Annotated in this window: 17 protein-coding genes; 14 read left to right on the top strand and 3 right to left on the bottom strand. The window is 67.1% G+C overall.

Features of this window, described 5'->3' with window-relative positions:
- Positions 1-9: 9 nt before the first annotated feature.
- From D3226_RS10140 to D3226_RS10110, 7 genes are all read left to right on the top strand, one after another.
- On the top strand, positions 10-1,164 hold the full coding sequence (locus D3226_RS10140; RefSeq protein ID WP_202382418.1) for an ABC transporter substrate-binding protein: 1,155 nt from the start codon (positions 10-12) through the stop codon (positions 1,162-1,164).
- Positions 1,165-1,234: 70 nt separating this feature from the next.
- On the top strand, positions 1,235-2,140 hold the full coding sequence (locus D3226_RS10135; protein ID WP_202382417.1) for a branched-chain amino acid ABC transporter permease: 906 nt from the start codon (positions 1,235-1,237) through the stop codon (positions 2,138-2,140).
- A 2-nt stretch (positions 2,141-2,142) separates the two neighbouring features.
- Positions 2,143-4,002 carry a branched-chain amino acid ABC transporter ATP-binding protein/permease gene (locus D3226_RS10130; protein ID WP_202382416.1) on the top strand — a complete coding sequence of 620 codons (1,860 nt, stop codon included), beginning with the start codon at positions 2,143-2,145 and terminating at the stop codon, positions 4,000-4,002.
- Complete coding sequence (locus tag D3226_RS10125; RefSeq protein ID WP_202382415.1) at positions 3,999-4,721, top strand: ABC transporter ATP-binding protein; 723 nt, start codon at positions 3,999-4,001, stop codon at positions 4,719-4,721. The genes D3226_RS10130 and D3226_RS10125 overlap by 4 nt, the downstream gene beginning before the upstream one ends.
- 74 nt (positions 4,722-4,795) lie before the next feature.
- On the top strand, positions 4,796-5,500 hold the full coding sequence (locus D3226_RS10120; protein WP_237462676.1) for a FadR/GntR family transcriptional regulator: 705 nt from the start codon (positions 4,796-4,798) through the stop codon (positions 5,498-5,500).
- Between the two features lies 1 nt (position 5,501).
- Positions 5,502-7,046 (top strand): gamma-glutamyltransferase family protein, encoded by a 1,545-nt coding sequence (locus D3226_RS10115; RefSeq protein ID WP_202382414.1) that lies wholly within the window; start codon positions 5,502-5,504, stop codon positions 7,044-7,046.
- Positions 7,047-7,114: 68 nt separating this feature from the next.
- Complete coding sequence (locus tag D3226_RS10110) at positions 7,115-7,885, top strand: sulfite exporter TauE/SafE family protein (RefSeq protein WP_025134438.1); 771 nt, start codon at positions 7,115-7,117, stop codon at positions 7,883-7,885.
- Between the two features lie 21 nt (positions 7,886-7,906).
- Here D3226_RS10110 and D3226_RS10105 read toward each other — a convergent pair whose 3' ends face one another.
- Both D3226_RS10105 and D3226_RS10100 read right to left on the bottom strand, forming a co-directional pair.
- Complete coding sequence (locus tag D3226_RS10105; protein WP_202382413.1) at positions 7,907-8,863, bottom strand: Lrp/AsnC family transcriptional regulator; 957 nt, start codon at positions 8,861-8,863, stop codon at positions 7,907-7,909.
- 48 nt (positions 8,864-8,911) lie between these two features.
- The gene (locus tag D3226_RS10100; protein ID WP_202382412.1) at positions 8,912-10,327 is read right to left on the bottom strand and encodes an amidase; all 1,416 of its coding nucleotides are present in this window, start codon (positions 10,325-10,327) and stop codon (positions 8,912-8,914) included.
- Between the two features lie 215 nt (positions 10,328-10,542).
- Between D3226_RS10100 and D3226_RS10095 the strand changes: the two genes are divergently transcribed.
- The 5 genes from D3226_RS10095 to D3226_RS10075 are packed head-to-tail and all read left to right on the top strand — an operon-like array spanning position 10,543 to position 16,066.
- Positions 10,543-11,298 carry a DUF5058 family protein gene (locus D3226_RS10095; RefSeq protein WP_025134435.1) on the top strand — a complete coding sequence of 252 codons (756 nt, stop codon included), beginning with the start codon at positions 10,543-10,545 and terminating at the stop codon, positions 11,296-11,298.
- Positions 11,299-11,316: 18 nt separating this feature from the next.
- Positions 11,317-12,060, top strand: a complete 744-nt coding sequence (locus D3226_RS10090; protein ID WP_202382411.1) for a hypothetical protein — start codon at positions 11,317-11,319, stop codon at positions 12,058-12,060.
- 31 nt (positions 12,061-12,091) lie between these two features.
- The gene (locus tag D3226_RS10085) at positions 12,092-13,306 is read left to right on the top strand and encodes an amidohydrolase (RefSeq protein WP_202382410.1); all 1,215 of its coding nucleotides are present in this window, start codon (positions 12,092-12,094) and stop codon (positions 13,304-13,306) included.
- Between the two features lie 34 nt (positions 13,307-13,340).
- Positions 13,341-14,561: a CaiB/BaiF CoA transferase family protein gene (locus D3226_RS10080; protein WP_202382409.1), complete on the top strand. Its 1,221-nt coding sequence runs from the start codon at positions 13,341-13,343 to the stop codon at positions 14,559-14,561.
- Complete coding sequence (locus D3226_RS10075; protein ID WP_202382408.1) at positions 14,558-16,066, top strand: carboxyl transferase domain-containing protein; 1,509 nt, start codon at positions 14,558-14,560, stop codon at positions 16,064-16,066. Before D3226_RS10080 ends, D3226_RS10075 begins: the two co-directional genes overlap by 4 nt.
- Positions 16,067-16,076: 10 nt before the next feature.
- Here the strand turns inward: D3226_RS10075 and D3226_RS15075 are convergent, their stop codons facing one another.
- Positions 16,077-17,324: a helix-turn-helix domain-containing protein gene (locus tag D3226_RS15075; RefSeq protein WP_202382407.1), complete on the bottom strand. Its 1,248-nt coding sequence runs from the start codon at positions 17,322-17,324 to the stop codon at positions 16,077-16,079.
- A gap of 196 nt (positions 17,325-17,520) precedes the next feature.
- On the opposite strand from D3226_RS15075, the gene D3226_RS10065 reads away from it, so the two are divergent.
- Both D3226_RS10065 and D3226_RS10060 read left to right on the top strand, forming a co-directional pair.
- Positions 17,521-18,432, top strand: a complete 912-nt coding sequence (locus tag D3226_RS10065) for an NAD(P)-binding domain-containing protein (protein WP_202382406.1) — start codon at positions 17,521-17,523, stop codon at positions 18,430-18,432.
- Positions 18,429-19,910 carry an aldehyde dehydrogenase family protein gene (locus D3226_RS10060; RefSeq protein ID WP_202382405.1) on the top strand — a complete coding sequence of 494 codons (1,482 nt, stop codon included), beginning with the start codon at positions 18,429-18,431 and terminating at the stop codon, positions 19,908-19,910. The genes D3226_RS10065 and D3226_RS10060 overlap by 4 nt, the downstream gene beginning before the upstream one ends.
- Positions 19,911-20,062 lie beyond the last annotated feature (152 nt).

The following is a 20,062-nucleotide window of genomic DNA, read 5'->3' as shown; positions in this document are numbered from 1 at the left end:
GTGAGGATCATGAGCTACAGGAGACGCGCCGCACTGGCGCTGACCGCGGGCGCAGCGCTGATCGCGCTGAGCGCCTGCTCGTCGGGAGATTCCGGCGCAGGGGGAGAAGGGGGCGCCGACGGGGCGATCCCGATCGGGTACACCGCAACGCTGTCTGGAGACTTCGCGAGCTACGGGCTCGAGATGCGTGAGGGCATTGACCTGGCCATCTCTGAGATCAACGCCGACGGGGGCGTCCTGGGCCGTGACCTCACGACCGAGGTCGTTGATGACGAAGGGAAGCCGGCAAATGGGCCGGTGATCGCCCAGGAGATGTGCGACAACTCTGAGATCCCGGCGGTACTGGGGTTCAGTTTCTCGAGCGTCGCACTCTCCGGGCTCCCGATCTACACGCAGTGCGGGCTGCCGATCGTGGCGGCGGCGGTTACGTCACCCGAACTGAGCGGCGCGAGCGACATTTTCTTCCGCACCGTGTTCACCGACGCCTACCAGGGTGCTGAGGCCGCAAGCTTCATCTCCGAACACCGGGGAGTGAAGAAGATCGCGATCCTGTACCAGCAGGATGACTATGGCAAGGGAGTGGCTGACTCCTTCACCGAAGCGTTTGAAGCCGCCGGCGGAACTGTCACCAGTTCTCAGGCCTACCAGCTGGGTACAGTGAACTTCGGGAGCACGGTTGATGCGGCCCTGAAGGACCAGCCGGATGCGGTGTTCATTGGCGGTTTCTATACGGAGGCCGGCAAGATCGTCAACCAGGTTCGTGACGCTGGCTCTGACCTTCCCATTTTCGCCTCAGACGGGGCGGCGAGTCCGCTCTTCCTTGACCTCGCAGGGGCGAACGCCGAGGGCGTCGAGGTTTACGCCGCATTCTCGGCGAGCGACCCGCGGCCAGAGTCGGCGAAGTTCGTCGAAGCGTTCCAGGCTCAGTACAACAAGGATCCGAGCTCATGGGCGGCCCTTGCATACGACGCGACATACATCGCGGCCGAGGGCATCACTGAAGCGGGAAGCACGGATCGAGCAGCGGTCGCAGACGCGATTCGCAAGACCGACGGCTACGCGGGGGCGTCAGGCACGATCAGCTTCGATGACGAAGGCAACCGTGTCGGGGAGCTGACCTTCCAGCGCGTTGAGGACGGAAAGTTCGTTGTGATTACGGAGTAGTTGTCTGTGGGGCGCCTGGCGGCGCCCCACAGACGCTGCTCCTCCTCACCACAGAATACGGAGACATGTGATGCAGGAAATCATCAATGGACTTGCCGTCGGCGGCATCTACGGCCTGCTTGCCGTCGCCTTTAGCGTTGTATACGGTGTGCTCGGCATGGTGAACTTCGCCTTCGGCGAGATCTTCATGTTCGGGGCCTTTGGAGCTCTCGTTGCGGGTCAGACGAACAGCATGATTGCTGGACAGTCAGTCGAGAGCGCAGCGCTGCCCGCGTGGCTAGCGATCCTGATCGGCGTGATTGTGGGGTCGCTCATCGGGTGGCTGATCGAGCGGATCGCGTATCGACCGCTGAGAAGCGCGCCGATCTTGTCGATGCTCATCACGGCAATTGCGGTATCAATGCTGCTCAGAGCGATTGCGACCTTCCTTTTCGGAGCCGCTCAGGTGCCGGTCCAACGACCGGATTTGGGCCCGCCCCTTACGATCTTGGGCGCGAGGGTCCAACCAATCGATGCCGTTGTGCTCGCGGTTGCCGTGCTCGTTACGCTGGCGTTCTGGGCTGTCATTCGCTTCACGCCAATCGGACGCGCGATTCGAGCCACCGCCGAGGACAAGGACGCAGCTCGGCTGATGGGCATTGGTGTCGACCGAGTCATCTCCACGACCTTCGTGCTGGGCTCCGCGATGGCCGCGATTGCGGGTCTGCTGTATTCGCAGCGCTACGGCTTCGCCGCGGCAACAATGGGGTTCTTGCCTGGCCTGAAAGCACTGGTTGCGGCCGTGCTGGGTGGGATCGGGAGCATTCCAGGTGCCTTTGTCGGAGGCCTCGTCCTCGGCGTCAGCGAAGAGCTTGCCGCCGCATACGTTCCCCAGGGATCCGCGTACCGAGATGTCATCGCGTTTGGGATCCTCGTGATCATCCTGTGGCTCCGCCCGCAGGGCCTGCTCGGCCGTCGTGAGGTGCAAAAGGTCTAACCATGTCAAACACACACACCACACCTATCGTTGTGCTCAAGCCAGACCTTGGATTGAGCCGCTGGATCTGGCCGGGAATCTTCTTGATCCTGGGCCTCATCGCCCCGTTCGTCCTCCCGGGCGACAAGTGGGTGCGCGTCGCAGCGCTCGCGCTCGTGTACGTGGCGCTCGCCTCTGGCCTGAACATCCTCGTGGGCCTCACCGGCCTGCTCGATCTGGGTTTCATCGCTTTCTTCATCGTTGGGGCTTACACCGCAGCGATATTCACCGTGAGCACGTTTGGGCCGCTTCTCGCAGAGAACCCCGCTGCCTTGGCTTGGGTGCTCCCCATCAGCGTGGTCGCGGCCATAGTCTTTGCCGGAATTGCGGGGTCGATTATCGGCTACCCGACGCTTCGTGCCCGCGGCGACTATCTCGCAATCATGACGCTCGCGTTCGGTGAGATCGTAAGAATCGTCTCAATCAACTGGACCGAGTTCACGGGCGGCGCGGTGGGCATCCGCAATATCCCCTCGCTCAGCCTGAGCGGCGGCGCCGTGCCTCCGACAACCACCTACTACGTGATTCTCGTGGTCGTGGTGCTGCTGGTTGTGGCCCTCGCCTCGCTCATCGCCTCGCCGGTGGGCCGCGCGTGGGTCGCGATCCGGGAGGACGAGCTCGTCGCCTCCTCGATGGGCATCCGCACCCGCCGCTACAAGCTCCTCGCCTACGTGGTGGGCGCCGCGACGGCGGGCGTGATTGGGGTCTTCTTCGCGCACATGAACCAGTTCGTGAATCCCGACAGCTTCACCCTCGAGGACAACTTCATCGTGCTCAGCCTCGTGATCCTCGGCGGTGCCGGGACGCTCTGGGGTCCGATCACGGGCGCGGTGCTCTGGATCTTCTTCCAGGCGGTCGCGAAAGACATCCCGCTCATCCAGGCTCACCCCGAGTTCCGCACGGGCATTCTCGCCCTCATCGTCGTGGTGCTCATGATCCTCCGTCCAGGCGGCATCGTGTCGAAGCGGCTCGAGCTCACTCGAGCGCGGGGCGGCCAGCTGCCGCCCGCCGGGACGCTCACCCCCGCCGAGACTGCGGGGCCTGCTCTGGCGGCGGGCGAGCCGGTGCTGCGCATCCGCGAGGTGAAGCAAGTGTTCGGCGGCCTCACCGCCCTCGAATCCGTCTCCTTCGATCTTCGCCACGGCGAGGTGCTCGGGCTTATGGGACCGAACGGTGCCGGAAAGTCCACACTCCTCAACGCGATCTCGGGGGTGACGCGCGCCACGTCCGGGGCCATCGAGTTCGGCGGAGAGCGCACGGAGCGCCTCGAATCGAACGCCGTGGCAACCCGCGGGATCGCCCGAACGTTCCAGACGGTGCGTCTGTTCTGGGACATGACGGTGCTCGAGAACTTGCTCGTGGGCGGGCATTCGCGCCTCGCCGGCTTCGTGCCGAAGTTCCTGTCTCCCTTCCCGTTCGTGCGGCGCGGGGAACGGGTCACGGTTGCCGAGGCGGAGGAGGTGCTCGCCTTCGTCGACGCCTGGGAGTTCCGGGATCGGCGGGCGTCCTCCCTCGACGCGTATCAGCAGCGCCGCGTCGAGATCGCGCGGGCGCTCATGACCCGGCCGCGTGTGTTGCTGCTCGATGAGCCGGCGGCCGGTCTCAACGAGAGCGAGACGCGCGACCTCGCGACCCTCATTGCGCGGATCCGGGAGCACGGCATCGACGTGATCCTCATCGAGCACGACATGGATCTCCTCATGGGGGTCTCGGATCGGATCGTGGTGCTCGACCACGGGGTCATCATCGCCGATGGCACCCCTGCGGAGATCCGCACAAACCCTGCCGTGCTCGAGGCCTACCTGGGGAGTGATGCAGCATGAAGATGCTCGAAGTCGACGAACTCAACGTGCGCTACGGCGTGGTCCGCGCGGTGCTCGATGCGAGCCTGCACGTGGACGACGGCGAGCTCGTGGTCGTGGTCGGCGCGAACGGTGCGGGGAAGAGTAGCCTGCTGCGCGCGGTCGCGGGGCTGAACAAGCACCGCGGCGGGATCAGCTTCGCGGGCGACTCGATCTCGGGGCTCCGGGCGGAGCAGCGCGTGAAACGCGGACTCTCGCTCGTGCCTGAGGGGCGGCACATCTTTGGCCGCATGAGCGTGCTCGAGAACCTGCAGGTGGCGCACTGGGGCGCGCGGACGAACCTTCCGGCGGGCATCGCGGACGTGTTCGCGCGCTTCCCCCGTTTGGAGGAGCGGAAGCACCAGGTGGCGGCGACCCTCTCCGGTGGGGAGCAGCAGATGCTTGCGCTCTCGCGGGCGCTGATCCGGCAGCCGCGGCTTCTGATGCTCGACGAGCCCTCGATGGGTCTCGCCCCGAAGATCGTGGCGCAAATGTTTGAGATCATTAGTGAGATCAACGCCGCGGGCACGAGCGTGCTCCTCATCGAGCAAAATGCTCGGATGGCGCTCTCTATCGCCCATCGCGGGTATCTGATGGAGACGGCAACGCTCTCCGGCGGTGGGGATGCACGTGTGATGCTTGAGGACGAGCGGTTGCACGAGGCCTACTTCGGCAAAAACGCTGAGGCCGAAGGCGAGTAGTGCCGCTGCGGTTTTCGCGGTGGTGCGCGGGCGGCATGTGAACGAGATTGGTGGACGAAATGGACTGGGGTTCGATGAGCCGGAGCGAAACGCTCTCGGTACCCGACCGGCTCTCGGTCGACCTTGAGCGGCTGATCCTTGAAGGGGATCTCACGCCTGGCGAGAAGCTTCCCGCGGAGCGCGAACTCGCGCAGTTGCTCAACGTGTCACGTGTGTCGATTCGCGAGGCCTTGCGCGAGCTTGAGAACCGGGGGTTGATTGACCGGAAACCCGGCAGAGGAACGATCATCCTCGCCCCAGGAGAAGCGGCGAGCGCCTCCGAGGAGGTATTCGAGGCATTCTCAGCGATACGCACCGAACTCACGGACATCATGGAGCTGCGAGCTATCGTGGAGCCCCCAATCGCGCGCATCACCGCGGCGCGTGCGCAGCCCCGAGACCTCACGCAGCTCGAGGAGCTCGTGAAAGCGATGGAGCTCGATGTGACGAAAGAACGGTACGCCGAGCTCGACCGCGCGTTCCATCAGGCCATCGCGCAATATACGCACAACCCGCTGCTCTCGTTGATCAATGAGCAGATCGCTAACCAGATTGCACCGAGCCGTGCAAGTCGATATCAGACCAAGGCACGGCGGCAGGCATCGAGCGTGGCGCATCGTCGCATCTACGAGGCAATTGCCTCCGGCGACGGTGCGCGTGCAGAAGACGAAGCGCGCGCGCACGTACTCGACATCAGTAAGGAGATCGCGAAGGCGGTCGGCAAGCCAGGAGGTTCCTAAGATGGTTTCCACCCCTGCGCGCCCACGCGGCGCCATCTCCACCTCTCACCACTTGGCAACGGAAGCCGGGGCCGCGGCACTCGCCGCCGGCGGCAATGCAGTCGATGCCGCGCTTGCCGCGGCAGCGACGCTGTGTGTCGTGTACCCGAACAACGTGGCGCTGGGTGGTGACCTCGTCGCGCTCGTGCGTAGCCCGGACGGTGAAGTTCGATTCCTCAACGCCACGGGCACTGCGCCTGCCGCACAGACACTCACTGCGCTCCGCGAGAAGCACGGCGAGGCATTGCCGCTGCGGGGAATCGACACGGTCACCGTGCCCGGTGGCGTCTGTGGCTGGAACTCCCTGCACGAGTACGGAGCGACCCGGACCTGGGCCGAGCACTTTGAGGCCGCGATTCGGCATGCTGAGGAGGGATTTCCCAACTCCCGCTCCGTTGCTGCGGCGCTCACCGACGATCGGGCAACGCTCGAGCAGGATCCCGGCGCGCGTGCCGTGTTTTACCCGAACGGCGACCCCATCGCCGAAGGCGAGACCCTTGCGCAGCCTGCGCTCGCGGAGACTCTGCGGCGCATCGCGGCGGGTGGCTCAGCTGAATTCTACGAGGGAGAAACCGCGGATCGCTGGATCGCTGGCCTGCAGCAACTCGGCTCGAAGATCACGAAGCAGGACGCAATCGATTACCAAGGGTTCTGGGCCGAGCCGCTCGAGGGTACCTTCGGCGATGTGCGCGTCCTCACCGGCCCACCGAATACCTCAGGGTTCATGCTGCTCCGTGCCCTGAACGAGGTTGCTGCGGGGATCGAAGATCCGCTCGGTGCCGGCGCAGGCGATCTCGCCCGCGCGTTCCGTGACGCGAACGCGATCCGAGCGAGCCACCTCTCCGACCCCACCTTTGGTGGTGCCACCGGTGCGGAACTCGTCGCGATGCGTGCTCCCGAGTTCCCCGCAGCGGGAGCCGCGAAGGCGAGCGGCGACACGGTCGGCTTTGCTGCGGTGAGTGAGGACGGCTGGGCCGTCTCCTTCATTAACTCCGTGTACTGGAGCTTTGGTGCTCACATCCTTGAGCCCGAGACGGGAATCCTGTTTCAGAACCGGGGCACCTCGTTCTCGTTGGACGCGGCCTCACCGAACGCGTTTGAACCGGGAAAGCGGCCGCGCCACACGCTCATGCCCGTGCTCATTCTGCGAGGTGACGAGCTTGCATGGGTCCCCGCGACGATGGGTGGCGCGGCGCAACCGCAGATCCACACGCAGCTCTTGTTGCGATCCCTCGCGGGTGCATCGCCCCACGAGGCCACGCACGCCCCTCGATGGATGGTGGAAGAGTGGCGCGGCATCGGGCCCGTGGGCGTAATGGCCGAGTCTGACGTGCCGCAGGAGGCACTTGACGCGATCGCTGCGGCGGGCTTCTTGATCACCGAGGTCGCACCGTACACGGAAGACCTCGGCCACTCGAACCTGATTCGCGTGACCGATGCTGGGTACGAAGCCGCGAGCGATCCGCGCTCCGATGGTTCCGCGATCGTCGTGCCGGCGCCGGGCTGAGCGAGCAGGCCGTGAGGCCTGCAGCACCCCACCGCACCCCGCACACGCTCTCCCAGAATCGACGCTCCATGACTCAGACTCCCCGCTCCAGCTTTATCGTCCTTGCCCTGCTCGGCGCCCTCACCGGACTCCTTTCCGGCGTCTTCGGCATCGGCGGCGGCGTGGTGCTCGTCCCGATGCTCGTCATGTTCCTCGGCTTCCAGCAGCGACTCGCCGCAGGCACCTCTGTTGCCGCGATCTTGCCGGCCGCGGTGGTCGGCGGCATCGGCTACGCGGTGCAGGGAAATGTCGACTGGATCACCGCAATCGCGCTCGCGGCCGGGGTGATCGTGGGTGCGCAGATCGGCAGTTACCTGCTCTCGCGGGTGCCCACCGGTTTCCTGCGCTGGCTCTTCATGGGCTTCCTCGCCGCCGTCGTGGTGAGCCTGTGGTTCGTCGTGCCGCAGCGCGACGCTGAGATCGAGAAGAGCACGCTCATCATCGTGCTGCTCGTCGTCACTGGACTCGTCACGGGCGTGCTCTCCGGGCTGCTCGGCGTCGGCGGCGGTGTGGTGGTCGTCCCGGTGCTCATGTTCTTCTTCGGGGCGAGCGACCTCATCGCGAAGGGTACCTCGCTCATTATGCTCATCCCCGGCTCGATCTCGGGCACAATCGGCAATGCCCGCCGCCGCAACGTCGACCTGCGCGCCGCCGCCATCCTCGGCATCGCGGCGAGCGTGCTCTCGCCGCTCGGCTCCGTGATCGCGACGCACATCCCGCCGTTCTGGTCGAATGTCGCGTTCTCCCTGCTCCTCGCCTTCGTGCTCGGACAGATGCTCTGGAAGACGATCAAGAAGTAGTTGGCTGCGGCGGCCGGCTCCTCAGCCCCGGCTGAGGAGCCGGCCGCCGCGCTTGCGCGCCTCGACGATGAGGTCGGTGCGCAGATGCGTGACGTCGCTCGACCACACAGGGTGCGCGAGGAGGGCGTAGAGCTCGGCGTGCGTGGCTGCCGTGAGGTTCAGCACGAGCTGGTAGTCGCCCGTGATCGCGGCGGCGTAGCGCACCTCGGGCCACGCACTGAGCTGCTGCCCGAGCGCCTCGACGCGGTGCGGGGGCACCTGCACCCAGAGCATTGACTCGACGGGGTAGCCGACGAGCGCGGGCTCGACGAGCGCTCGAATCGAGCACTGGCCTGATCCGAGCAGCCATTCGAGCCGGCGGGCCACCGAGGTCTCACTCATTTTCGTGCGGCGGGCGAGCGCCTCAAGGCTCACACGGCCGTCCTCCCGCAGCGTGCGCAGGATCTCGTCGTCCTTCGGCCCACGGGTCTCCGGGAGCGTCCACTCCGTGCGGTCATGCCCCGTGCGCGCGAGGAGCGTCTGTTCTTCGGCTGGTGTGAGCGCTCCGCTCCGCCAGCCGCGGATCGTCTTGAAGTACTTCAACACGGGAAAAGCCGCGAAACTTCTCAGCCCGGCTGTCGCGGGGAGCTGGAGCGTGAGGAGTTCCCTGAGATTGTCGTGGTACCCGATCTCTGCCACGACCTCCGCGCGCCCCGTCGTGAGGTAGCAGAACGTCACGTCGTGGCGTTGCGCGAGCGCCTCGCTGCTGAGCAGCGCGGTGCCCGCGGTGCTCTCGCACGCGAGGATCATCTGGTGCTCGTAGTGCGTCACGGCGGCGACGACGACACGGCCGCTCTCCAGGAGGTCTGAGCCGTGTCGCGTGACCGTACGCTCGGGTTCGCCGAGCGCCTCCGCGATCTTCCGCCAGGAGGCCCGACCGTCCACCTGGAGTGCGGCTACGATCCGCTGCTGCAGGTGGTTGAGCCCAGGTGCGGCCATCTCGCAGTCCTCCTTGACCGGTCGTGCTCAGAACCGAGCAGCTGTAGTCTAGCGACGCTGTGCGACCTCCTCGGGGCTCAGCTTCGCGAATCCAGTGGCCTGCTCGTACGCGGCCGCCCACTGCAGCAGCTGCGGGTCGCGGTAGTGATTCGCGGCGAGCTGCCACCCGACGGGAAGGCCAGCGGAGGTGAAGCCGCCTGGCATCGCAATCACGGGCAAGCTCGTCGCGGAGAGAACACACGCGGAGCGCATCCAGTCGAGGTAGGTCTCGGCCGCGACGCCCGCGATCGTCGCGGGCCAGCGCCAGCTCGCATCGAATGGGAGCACCTGCGCCGCGGGGCTGAGGAAGGCGTCATATCGCGAGAAGAACGCCTGCGTTGCAGCCTCCAGGCGCGTCCTGGCAGCCTGCGCTGAGATCAGTTCGGCGGCGCTCAGTCGCTGCCCGGTCTCCACGTTCCAAATCACCTCGGGCTTGATCACGTCACGGTGCTCGGCGAGGAGCGGTCCGATCCCCGTCGCGAAATCGTAGGCGCGGGTCACTTGGAAGACCTCATCAGCGTCGGAGAAATCAATGCTCGCTTCTTCGAGGATCGCGCCTGCTTCCTCGAAGACGCGCAGCTGCTCACGGAGCACGTCGACGATTTCGGTTTCGACGGGCATGCCGATCCCAAAGTCGAAGCTGTAGCCGATGCGCACCCCGCGCAGATTCGGGAGTGGCGTGCCGAAATCAGCAGGCGTGAGCGGGCTCGGATTCGGGAGCTCCGTCGGTCCCGTGCTCGCGCGCATGAAGAGCGCCAGGTCTTCCACGCTTCGTGCCATCGGACCGGAGCGTGCAAGCCAGGTGAACGCGTTCGTCGCGCCCTCCATCGGGATCACCCCGTAGGAGGGGCGCAGCCCGTAGACGTTGCAGAAGGACGCGGGAATGCGGAGGGAGCCGCCCATATCCGAGCCGTCGCCGAAGGGCTGAATGCGTGACGCTACGACCGCGGCAACGCCGCCTGAAGAGCCACCGGCCGAGCGGTCTGGGGCGTAGGGGTTCGTGGTTGTGCCGAACAGATCGTTGAAGGTGTGGGAACCCGCGCCGAACTCGGGAACGTTCGTTTTCCCCGTGCGGATCGCCCCCGCCGCTGAGAGCCGCGCGATCTGTAGGTCGTCGTGCTCGGGGGTGTGGTGCTCGAGCGCGAGGGAGCCCTGCGTGGAGCGCAGGCCGGCCGTGTTGAACGTGTCCTTGTGCGTCATCGGGAGGCCGTGCAGGATGCCCGTCGGCTCCCCACGCGCGGTGCGCTCGTCGGCCTCGGCCGCGAGCGCGGTGGCTCGCTCGAAATCGGTCGTGATCACGGCGTTCACTGGAGCGTTGCGCTGCTCGATCGCGGTGATGTGGCTCGCAAGCGCTTCGCGGGCCGAGAGTTCGCGGCGGCGGATGAGGTGAGTGACCTCGACCGCGCTCAGGTTCTGGATATCCATCAGTATCGGGTGCCTTTCGCCGTTGAAATGCGGATGCCCCCACCCTGCCGGAACTCGCGCGGCGCACGAAGCGGAAAGTCTGGAAAGTGCCGGAACGGGGGGACCCGCCACATCCGTGGCCGATTCGCCCAGGCCCTTGTCGGCGGGCAGGCTTCTCCCGCAGGGTGATCGGAAGATTTCTCGTATTGATCGCATGAGATGCAAAGGAGCACAACATGCCGACAGCTGCGCCGTACCGATTTGCGGACCCCGGATCCACCGACATCTGGGCGATCGCGAACTCGCCGATCCTCTGGGTGTTCGCCCTGGGGGTCTTCGGGGTGATCTTCGTCCAGACCTTCCTGTACATTCGCGCCGCCCGCACAGCGGCCGCGGGGATCGACATGCCGCTCAAGGAGATCCGCGAGTCGTACCGAGCCGGTGCGGTCGCTTCAATCGGGCCCTCGCTTGCCGTCGTGCTCGTTGCGATCGCGCTGCTCGCACTCTTCGGCACCCCCGCCGTGCTCGTGCGGATCGGGCTCATCGGCTCGGCCGCGACCGAGACGGCCTCCGCCGGGATCGCCGCGACGAGCATGGGCGCTGAACTCGGCGCGGACAGCTACACCCAGCAGGTGTTCGCCGTCGCCTTCATGGCGATGAGCCTCTCGGGCGGCATGTGGATGCTCTGCACGCTGCTCCTCACCCCGATCCTGAAGCGCGGCTCGCAGACCCTCGGCAAGCGCAACCCCGCCGTCATGGCTCTGATCCCCGCCGCCGCGCTGCTCGGCGCCTTCTCGATGCTCGCCGTCGCGGAGACGGGCAAGTCGTCCCTGCACCTGCTTCTTGTGCTCATCTCCGCCGGGGTGATGGCGCTCTGCCTGCTCATCGCGAAGCTGCTGCAGCTCAAATGGCTGAAGGAGTGGGCGCTCGGCTTCTCGATCCTCGTCGCCCTCTTCGTCGCCTTCCTCCTCCACACCCCCGTCGCCGCCTAAGCGCTTAGGAGCATCGCCATGGAACTCACCACTGCCCCCGCTGCATCCGCCACCGCCGACGCCGCGATGGACCGATTCGATCGCCAGACGAGCCGCTACGGCTCGGCGACGATGGTCCTCGGCCTGCTGCTCTCGCTCGCCGGCCCCTTCTACCTGTTCTTCTTCACCGACCTCGGGCTCAGCTGGCCGATGGTGCTCACCGCGTTCGTCGCGGTGGCCGCGACCTTCGGCGTGTTCTGGATCGTTGAGCCCGTCACCTATTACCCGATCCTCGGCTCAGCGGCGATGTACCAGGCCTTCATGATTGGCAATATCTCGAACAAGCTGCTGCCCGCCGCGATCGTCGCGCAGTCGAGCATCGGCGCGAAGCCCGGATCCCGTCGCGGCGACCTCGCCTCGGTCATGGCGATCTGTGGAGCGGCAACCGTCCACCTCGTGAGCCTGCTCGTTTTTGTCGGTGTCCTCGGTAGCTGGCTCGTCTCCGTGATCCCTGCCGACCTCATCGAGGTGGCGCGGCTGTACATCCTTCCCTCGCTCATGGGTGCCGTGCTCGTGCAGGCCATCGTCTCGATGAAGCAGCTCCGCCCCACGATTATTGCGATCGCCCTGGCGCTCCTCATGCAGTTCGTCGTGGTTCCCGTCGCGCCCGCGCTCGGCATGTTCGCGACCGCGATCGTGGTGCTCCTCTCCATTGTCCTCTCGCTCGTCATCCGGGACCGTGCGAGCACCACGCATCCCGAGGACGAAGCTCTCGTCAACTAGCGCGGCGTCGCCCCTTCGAAAGGACCAGACCATGCTGACCACTCACCTCACCGCTTCCGAGAGGGAGCATCTCCACGAGAGCTACCGCCATCTGCACCGCACGCCCGAGCTGTCGATGCAAGAGCACCGCACAGCTGAGTTCATCGAAGCCCGGCTCTCCGAACTCGGTATCGAGCATTTTCGGTGTGGCGGCACGGGCGTCGTCGGGATTCTCCGCAACGGCGACGGGCCCGTCGTCGGCTTCCGTGCCGACACCGACGGCCTGCCCATCCAGGAGGACACCGGTGCCGACTACAGCTCAACCGCCACCGGCACCCTCGACGACGGCACCGTCGTACCTGTGATGCACGGCTGCGGGCATGACACGCACGTCGCCGCGGCGCTCTCCGCTGCCGCGCTCCTCGTCCGCCAGACGGGTGAGTGGAGCGGCACGGTTGTCTGGGTGTTCCAGCCCGGGGAAGAGACCGCGGCCGGTGCAGCTGCGATGGTCGCTGACGGTATTTGGGAGCGTGCGCCCCGCCCGAACGTCGTGCTCGGGCAGCACGTCTTCCCTGCGGCCCCTGCGGGCAGCGTTGCCCTCGCAACGGGCCCGGCGATGGCGATGGCCGACTCGCTGCGCGTCACCGTACACGGCAGGCAGTCGCACGGATCGCAGCCGCAGGACTCGACTGATCCCATCGTGCTCGGCGCCCACATCGTCACCCGCCTGCAGACGATCGTCTCGCGCGAGCTGCCGCCGCAGTCGCCCGCCGTGGTCACGTGCGGCACCTTCCACGCCGGGCTGAAGGAGAACATCATCCCCGCGGCGGCCGAGTTCACCCTGAACATCCGCACCCTCGGCACGGACATCCGCGCCCACGTGCTCGGCGCGATCACGCGGATCGTCAACGCCGAGGCCGAGGCCTCGGGCGCCCCGCGGCCCACGATCGAGGAGATCTACCGCTTCCCGCAGCTCACGAACGACGAGCGGGAGTCGGAGGCCGTGCGCGCCGTGCTCGAACGCGAGCTCGGCGCGGGGAATGTGCTGCGGATCCCGCCAGCCATGGGGTCCGAGGACTTCGGCACCCTGCCCGACAGCATCGGGGTGCCCGGCGTCTACTGGTTCTTCGGCGGCTTCGCGGCGGGCACGGTCGATCCGCCGGTGAATCACTCGCCCCACTTTCTCCCCGATCTCGAGCCGACGCTCAGCACGGGAGTGAGCGCGGCCGTCGCCGCCATCGGGCACTACCTCGCGCCGCGCGCGTGAGCGACATCGTCAGCAGGAAGGAAGGGTCGGAGCTATGAACCAGGGATCGTTGGATGGGATGCTCGTGGTGGATCTGTCGCGCGCACTCGCGGGCCCGCACGCCGGGCAGATGCTGGGGGACCTCGGCGCGCGCGTCATCAAGGTGGAGGCGCCGGCCGGCGGTGACGATACGCGCTCCTGGGGGCCGCCCTTCGTGACGGGCGCCGATGGCGCCGACTACTCCACTTACTTCCTCTCCTGCAACCGCAACAAGGAGTCGATCGCCCTCGACCTGAAGAGCGACGATGGCCGCGCCGTGCTCACCGAGCTCCTCGCCCGCGCTGACGTAGTCATCGAGAACTTCCGCACCGGGGTGATGGACCGCCTCGGCTTCTCCACCGCCCGCCTCGCAGAGCTCAACCCGCGCCTCGTGCAGCTCTCCATCACGGGCTTCGGGCACGACGGCCCCGAGGGCGGCCGCGCGGGGTACGACCAGATCGTGCAGGGGGAGGCTGGACTTATGTCGCTCACGGGCTCCCGCCCCGACGACCCGCAGCGGGTCGGCACGCCGATCGCCGACCTGCTCGGCGGGATCCACGGCGTCGTCGGCGTGCTCGCCGCCCTTGTCGAGCGTGCCTGCACGGGCGTCGGCCGCGTGGTGCGCACCTCGCTGCTCTCCTCGGTGGTCGGCGTCCACGCGTTCCAGGGCACGCGCGCGACGGTCGCCGGCGAGCGGCCCCTCGCGCAGGGCAACCACCACCCCTCGATCGCGCCCTACGGGCTCTTCCGCTGCCGGGACGGCGCGGTGCAGATGAGCGTCGGCAGCGAGCGTCTCTGGCAGGCGTTCTGCGCCGAGTTCGGGATCGCCGCCGACGCTCCGGGCTTCGGCTCGAACGCCGAGCGGGTCGCCGCGCGCGCGGAGACGATCCGTACTGTCGAGGCCGCTTTCGCGGACAGCGACACGGAGCCGCTCCTCGCCAGGCTCGCGGCCGCGGGGATCCCCGCGGGCCGCGTGCGGAGCCTGCCCGAGGTGTACGCGTGGGATCAGGTGCGCTCGCAGGGGCTCGTCGTCGAGGTGGACCACGCCGCACTCGGCGCGATCTCGCTGCCAGGGCCGGCGCTGCGCTTCTTCGATGTCGACAGCGACGGTGAGACGGAGCGCGCCCGCACGGCGCACACCGCCCCGCCCACGCTCGACCAGCACGGCGACGAGATCCGCGCCTGGCTCGAGGAGACCGCTGACCGAGTGCCCGCCGCGACGGGGGCGAGCGCGTGAGCGCCGAGCGGCGCTCCGCGCGCGAGCTGATCGAGCTCATCGCGGATCCGGGAAGCTACGTCAGCTGGGACACCCCGCCCGAGCAGCCGGAGCTCGGCGATGCGTATCGCGCCGAGCTTGCGGCCGCGGCGGAGCGGAGCGGGGCCGACGAGTCGATCCTCACGGGCGAGGCGCTCGTCGACGGTCGCCGCGTCGCACTCATCGCCTGCGAGTTCCGCTTCCTCGCAGGCTCCGTGGGCACCGCGGCCGCCGAGCGCTTCGTGCGTGCCCTGGAGCGGGCGACGGCCGAGCGGCTTCCCGTGCTGGCCTCGCCCGCGTCTGGGGGAACCCGGATGCAAGAGGGCACGGTCGCCTTCGTAGCGATGGTCAAGATCGCTGCGGCGGTTGCTGCCCATAAGGCGGCGTGCCTGCCCTACCTCGTCTACTTACGTCACCCTTCGACAGGAGGCGCGCTCGCTTCCTTCGGATCCCTTGGGCAGGTGACGGTCGCAGAGCCAGGGGCACTCGTTGGTTTCCTCGGCCCGCGCGTCTATGAGGCGCTCATGGGCGAGACATTTCCTTCAGGCGTTCAGGCCGCTGAAAATCTCGCGCGGCTTGGCCTCATCGATGGCGTGCTCCCCGCGCGAGAGCTCCGCGACGTGGTGGGACGAACACTCCGAATCCTCGAGCGTCCCACGCATCAGGAGCTCGTCGAACTCGCGGAGACGCCGGGGTCCGCGCACGAGCGTCCGGCAGGATCCGCGGATGCGTGGGCATCGATCATCAGGACGCGTGACCCGCGCCGCCCGGGCCTCCGCGAACTGCTCCGCACGGCCGCGACCGATGTCGTGCCGCTCTCCGGCACGGGACAGGGGGAACGCGATCCCGGGCTCACGCTCTGCCTCGCACGCTTCGGCGGCGTTCCCGCTGTCGTCGTGGGCCAGGACCGGCGTTCCCAGCGCACACGCGCCCCGCTCGGCCCCGGGGCGCTGCGCGCCGCCCGCCGCGCGATGCGCCTCGCCGACGAGCTCCAGTTGCCGCTCATCACCGTGATCGATACGCCCGGCGCTGCGCTCTCGCAGGCGGCCGAGGAGGGCGGGCTCGCCGCCGAGATCGCGCACTGCCTCGCGGACCTCGCGAAGCACCGCGGGCCCACGCTCTCGATCCTGCTCGGCGAGGGCACGGGCGGCGGCGCGCTTGCGCTGCTCCCCGCGGACCGCACGCTCGCGGCGGAGCACGCATGGCTCTCGCCGCTGCCGCCCGAGGGCGCCTCGGCCATCGTGCACCGGGACACGGCGCACGCGCCGGAGCTCGCAGCGCAGCAGGGCGTTGAGACTGGAAACCTCGTCGCACACGGCATCGTGGACCGCGTGATCGCGGAGCACCCGGACGCGGCGGTCGAACCGGAGGCCTTCAGCCGACGGATGGGCGACGCGATCGCGCAGGAGCTCTCGGGACTGCAGCTGCAGAACGAAGATCACCGCCGGCTGCGCCGCCACGACCGCTATCGCCGCCTCGGGGCGTAGGGGAGGGGGATCAGAACACCTGGGGTGCTGAGCGGGTGCCGAGCGGGGCTTCGAAGCGGGGCCGGTCGAGCCAGCGGCGGAGTTTGAGCCCCGCATGGAGCTCGAGTCGCACGAGCGGGTCCAGCGGATCCGCGTCGATGATCGCGGCGATGCGCTGGAGGTGGTTGTAGATGCTGGTGCGGTGCATGTGCAGTGCGTCCGCGACCCGCTGCATGGTGCCGGGAGAGTCGTAGACCCGTTCCAGGATCCGCAGCCGTTCCTCACCCTCGGGTGCGTTGGCGATGCGCTGGATCCGCTCGGGCACATGCGCCGTCGCCGCGTGCGCGAGGAGCCGGTAGATGCCCACGTTGTCGAAGCGGTGCGTGGTGAGCGCGGGGTCGACGACGGACGCCTGGAGCGCCGTGACGGCCTGGCGATACGCCAGGCGCAGCTCCGAAGCCTCGCTGATGGGCGCGCTCACACCGTAGGCGACCTCGCGTTCCTGCCGCGCTGAGGTGCGCAGTTCGAGGGCGATGGACAGTCGCTCGGCGAACGGCCCGATGAGGCTCCGGTTCGGAATGAGGAACACGCCGTGCTGATCGGTGCTGAAGCCGACAACCTCCGGGCTTTCGAGCGGAGAGGCCGCTGCATAGACGGCCCGGGCAGCATCCTGCAGAGCATGCGCGTAGGCCAGCGCGGGAAGGGTCTCAGCGTTCTTCTGCGCCGCAGCGCTCGAAAACACGATCAGGTGCGTATCGCGATCGGGGCGCATGCGCTCGGCGAGCTCCTCATGGACGACATCGCCCTGCCCGCTCACCAGATCCTGGAAGTCCCGATTCGCCGCCGAGGCGATTCCGCTCGGTGTGCCGAGCGCGAGGAGCACCCGTTCGGCGAGCCGCTCCGTCTCGCTGTGCCGCTGCTCCAGCTCGGCGAGCAGCGGAGCCAACGTGTCCTCGGCGCTGTTCGCCTGCACCCAGAGGTAGCCGACGCGCACCCCGCGCACGAGTAGTGGGATGCAGATCCGGGGCAGCAGGCCGTGCTCGGGATCGCCTGGCACGGTGAAGGGCCGTGTGCGTGTGCTGATGCCGTGCTTCGATTCCCAGATCTTCGCGTGGGAGGGCACTGACTTCGAGAGCACAGCGTCGATTCGCACGCGATCCGTGGTCGGCACGATCGTGCTGTACGCCACGACGCGACCGGCGACGTCGTCGAGCGAGACGTTTCTGCCGGTGCTTTCGGATACGAGGGAGACGACTTCGTCCAGTTCCCGCTGCTGCACGGCTGAGGCCCTTTCGTCGGGGAGGCAGTGGGGCACAGGCGGGCCCCGTCCCACGCTTCGACAATTGTCGAACTTCCGGTAGTGAATCGTCAACACTTCTCGTGCGTTTCGCCGCGGCAACTTCCCTAATCTCAGAGGCGAACGGCCGAGACAGGACTCTGCAGGCCCCATTCTCAAAGACGAAAGCGAGCACATCGTGGCAGGACAGCTGGGCTTCATCGGCCTCGGAAATATCGGCAGTCGGGTGGTTCCGCACCTGCTCGCAGCGGGGCATGGCGTGGCCGTGTCTGACCTCAACGCCGAAGCGGTTGCGGCGCTCGTCGCGCAGGGCGCCACCGCTGCAGGTTCGGCCTCCGAAGCCGCACAGAACGCGGAGCTTGTATTTCTGAGCCTGCCATCGCCAGCGATCGTTCGTGCCGTTGTGGCTGGGGATGACGGCGTGCTGCAGGGCGCTCGGCCCGGCACCATCATCATCGATCACAGCACGATCGACCCAGAGACCTCGCGTGAGCTTGCTGCACGCGCCGCAGACGTGGGGGTGACCTACTTGGATGCTCCCGTGAGCGGAGGCGTCCAGGGTGCCGAAGCAGGAACGCTCGCGGTTATGGCAGGCGGAGACGCCGAAGCGTTTGATCGTGCCCGTCCGGTCATCGAGGCCTACGCCAGCAACGTGTTCCTGGTCGGCGAATCGGGCAGCGGGCAGGCCATCAAGCTGGCAAACAACATCATCACCGCCATCAACATCGCGGCTCTCGGTGAGGGACTCAGCGCTGCCGTCTCAGCGGGCGTCGACCTCGATACGGCGGCGCGTGTACTGACGACCAGCTCGGCGAACAGCCACGTGCTGTCGAGCTACTTCCCGCGGACACTCTTCACCGAAGACCGCCCCACCGGCTTTGCTCTCGATTTCATGCTCAAGGACATCAAGCTGTTCCTCACCTCTGCCGCACGCACGGAGCTGCCCACACCGGTTTCCAACGTGGTGGGCGACCTATTCCGCATTGGGCACCGTGATGGTCGCGGCGGGAAGGACTTCACCAGCGTGGTCGAGTTCTACGAAGACTTCACCGGCACACGACTCCAGACGAAGGAAGCAGCACACGCATGATTGTTCGGACAGCGCTTGACGCAGACGAGGCGACCGCCCCCGAGGTTCCCCAGCTCATCGGTGGTGAGTGGAAGGGCGCACAGAGTGGTGAGTGGACGGCCGTCGAAAACCCCGGCCGAAAGCAGACCCTCGCCTTCGTTCCCGCATCGGACGAGCGAGACGTCGATGACGCCGTTGCCGCAGCGCGCGCAGCCTTCGCCACCTGGGGGCGTCTGCCCGCCCGCAATCGCGGGAGACTGCTCCTCGCCATTGGCGACAAGATTGCTGAGCACCATGAGGAGCTTGCTCGGCTGATCGCGTCGGAGACGGGGAACGCGCTCCGCACACAGGCTCGTGGCGAAGCTGCGTCTGGTGCGGACATCTTCCGCTTCTACGGCGAGGTCGCCTCGCAGCAAAAGGGGGAGACACTGCCCTTTGGTGATGGACTGCTGAGCTACACGGTGCGCGAGCCGATTGGTGTGGTCGGCGGTATCGTGCCGTGGAACGCCCCGGTGACGCTGTCCTCGCTGAAGATCGCGATGGCGCTGATGACGGGCAATACGCTTGTGCTGAAGGCAGCCGATCTCGCGCCGCTCGCCGTGCTGAAAGTGGCGGAGTGGGCCAACGAGATCCTGCCCGCAGGCGTGCTCAACGTACTCACCGGCTCGGGCAGTGTGGCGGGCGCCGCGCTGGCCCGCCACCCCCGCGTTTCGAAGCTCACCTTCACCGGATCCACTGGCGTGGGCAAGGACATCATTGCGGCGGCGGCCGATCGGATTGCTCCCGTCACGCTTGAGCTGGGCGGCAAGTCGCCGGCGATCGTGTTCCCGGATTCAAACGACGCGGAAACAGTGCAGAACGTGATCAACGCGATGCGCTTCACACGGCAGGGGCAGTCGTGCACCGCGGGGTCGCGGCTCTACGTGCACGAGAGCATCATCGACGAGTTCGTCCTTCAGCTCGTTGACGCGCTCGGGACGTTGCGCGTCGGGGATCCACTCGATGAGGCGTCCGATATTGGCGCCATTGTCAACGAGCACCAGCACGCCACTGTGCTCTCCTACATCGCAGGCGCCGTTGAATCTGGCGGCGTGCTTGCAACGGGCGGGGTCTCGAATCCGGCCGATCGTGACGGTTACTATGTCGCCCCGACCGTGATTCTGGGCGCCCAGGCTGACTGGGCGGTTACGCGTGAGGAGGTCTTCGGGCCGGTCCTCGTCGTGATCCCCTGGTCCGACGAGGACGAAGTGCTCGAGTGGGCGAACGACAGCGACTACGGGCTCGCTGGCTACATCTTTACCAAGGATGTCTCCACTGCGTTGCGCACCGCGAACCGGCTCGAGGCCGGCTGGATTCAAGTGAACCGCGGTGGCGGTCAGCTTCCCGGCATGTCCTACGGCGGGAACAAGCAGAGCGGGCTTGGACGGGAGTACTCCGTCGACGGCGCGCTCGAGAGTTTCACCAACGTGAAGAACATCACCGTCGCCATTTCGGCGTAGTCACCGGCACGCTGCACCCGCGCGTGCCCACCGGAGCGGGCCACGGCTGATCGGCCGTGGCCCGCAGTGGCAGAGCGACGCTGCTCTGCCAGAGTCAAGAAGGCGTTACAAGGAGGAAACGTGTTCGCAGACATTTGCACTGAGATCTCGAC

Origin of the sequence: Leucobacter chromiireducens subsp. chromiireducens (assembly GCF_016758255.1) — a bacterium.
In the GTDB taxonomy this organism is placed as follows: domain Bacteria; phylum Actinomycetota; class Actinomycetes; order Actinomycetales; family Microbacteriaceae; genus Leucobacter; species Leucobacter chromiireducens.
Note: the sequence above shows the minus strand (reverse complement) of the source record. Positions and strands in the feature narration are given on the sequence as shown.